Origin of the sequence: Lactiplantibacillus sp. C232, from assembly GCF_023806725.1 — a bacterium.
GTDB lineage: Bacteria > Bacillota > Bacilli > Lactobacillales > Lactobacillaceae > Lactiplantibacillus > Lactiplantibacillus plantarum.
Window position 1 is genome coordinate 1 of record NZ_JAMSKZ010000038.1, and the last position, 1,704, is coordinate 1,704.

Here is a 1,704-nt window from a genome sequence, read left to right on the forward strand (position 1 = left end):
GGATATACTCCTCTTTGGGTAGACAAGCAAATAATCAAAGCTTGCCTACCTAAGGAGGAGTTTTTCTATGGGCAGAAAAGGTTCTCGCTATACGATTAAAGAGAAGTTGTTTTACATTGGTCTAGTTACTCAGGGAATGGCTCCTAATGCCGTTCAAAGAAAATATGGAGTTGAACATAGTCAAGTAAGCCGATGGGTAAAGCGTTATGGATTACAGGGGATCGATGGCCTGCGGCATCGACTCATGGGAAAGTATCCAAGTGAATTGAAATTAAAAATAGTTCTGGAGTACCTAGAAGGACACAGTTCTTATCCTCGATTATGCGATAAATATAATATTCCTAACGTTAGTACTATCTATCAATGGGTTCATCAGTATACTAGTGGTAAACAACTCACCACTAGGAGTGTGAAACAAGTGAAAGATGGTCGGAAAACAACCCAGCTGGAACGTGTAGAAATTGTTCAATGGATTATAGCAAACGATATGGATTACTCACGCGCCATGAATAAGTACAACGTGTCATATGGTCAGGTTTACTCGTGGACTCGGAAGTTTAAACAAGGTGGACCAGAAGCCCTTGTCGATCGTCGTGGTAAGGGAAAGACTGTGCATGACCAGCTTACAGATAACGAGAAGCGTGACCTGGAGGTCAAGCGTCTAAAGGCCCGAATTGAACATTTATCGACAGAGAATGCAGTTCTAAAAAAACTCCAAGAATTGGAAAGGTTGGATGCCACTCATCACACATCTACGAAACAATCCAAACTTTAGCAACTACGGTGAACCCTGATACAAACCAAGTTTATGGGATTAGTTTTATGTGTCGTTTTATGAAAGTCTCACGTGCTGCATATTACAAATGGATACACCGAACCCCAAGCAAACGTGCTCTGGAAGATAAAGAGATATTAAAGTACGTCAAAATTATTGAAGAGGAGAACGAATATACCCTTGGAGTACGAAGATTAATGATGAATCTTCATTGCGATACAACATATCGAACTAGTGCTGGAAAAATGCGCCGGATCATGCGTGAAAATGGTATCGTGGCTTCAATTCGCGTGGCACAGCATGATCGAAAAGCTCAACGGAAAGAGCACATCAGCAATAACCTCCTCCTTTCAGATGAAGGCCATAATTTTAAGCCAGACAAGCCAAATCAGGTCTGGGTAACTGATTGTACAGAGCTATGTTTTGGTTGGAAATTCAGTGAACGTTTGAGACTTAGTGCGATTAAAGACCTGAACGACCACAGTATCATTGCTTGGGACATTGAAGAAACTGAGACAGCCGATTTGGTGACTCGAACATTTGATAAGGCATTAGCAATAAGCAATGGTGCAAAACCAACGGTTTTACACTCAGATCAGGGATCAAGCTATACATCTGGAGTATTTAACAAACATCTAGCTAGCAATGGGGTTAAGCATAGTATGTCGCGTCCAGGAACCCCTGGAGATAACAGTCCTATGGAAAGCTTCTGGAGTCATATGAAGACCGAGTTCTTTAATTTTCACCATGCATTAAATCGAGAAGAAATGGTTCAACTTATCGAAAAATGTATTAACTGGTATAACTACAAGCGTCGCCAAGAAACACTAAATGGCATGACTCCGAAAGAATTTCGGAATCATGCCATTCTAAAAACTGCATAGCTATTTTAATTATTTGAACTGTCTACTTGACTCGGAGCAGTCCCG

General features: G+C 41.0%; 2 protein-coding genes. Both read left to right on the forward strand.

Features of this window, described 5'->3' with window-relative positions; translation table 11 throughout:
• Positions 1–67 precede the first annotated feature (67 nt).
• Complete coding sequence (locus MZO41_RS16465) at positions 68–775, forward strand: helix-turn-helix domain-containing protein (RefSeq protein WP_027822961.1); 708 nt, start codon at positions 68–70, stop codon at positions 773–775.
• Between the two features lie 8 nt (positions 776–783).
• A complete protein-coding gene (locus tag MZO41_RS16470; protein ID WP_111443564.1) occupies positions 784–1,659 on the forward strand; it encodes an IS3 family transposase in 876 nt (291 codons plus the stop codon).
• Positions 1,660–1,704: the final 45 nt, after the last annotated feature.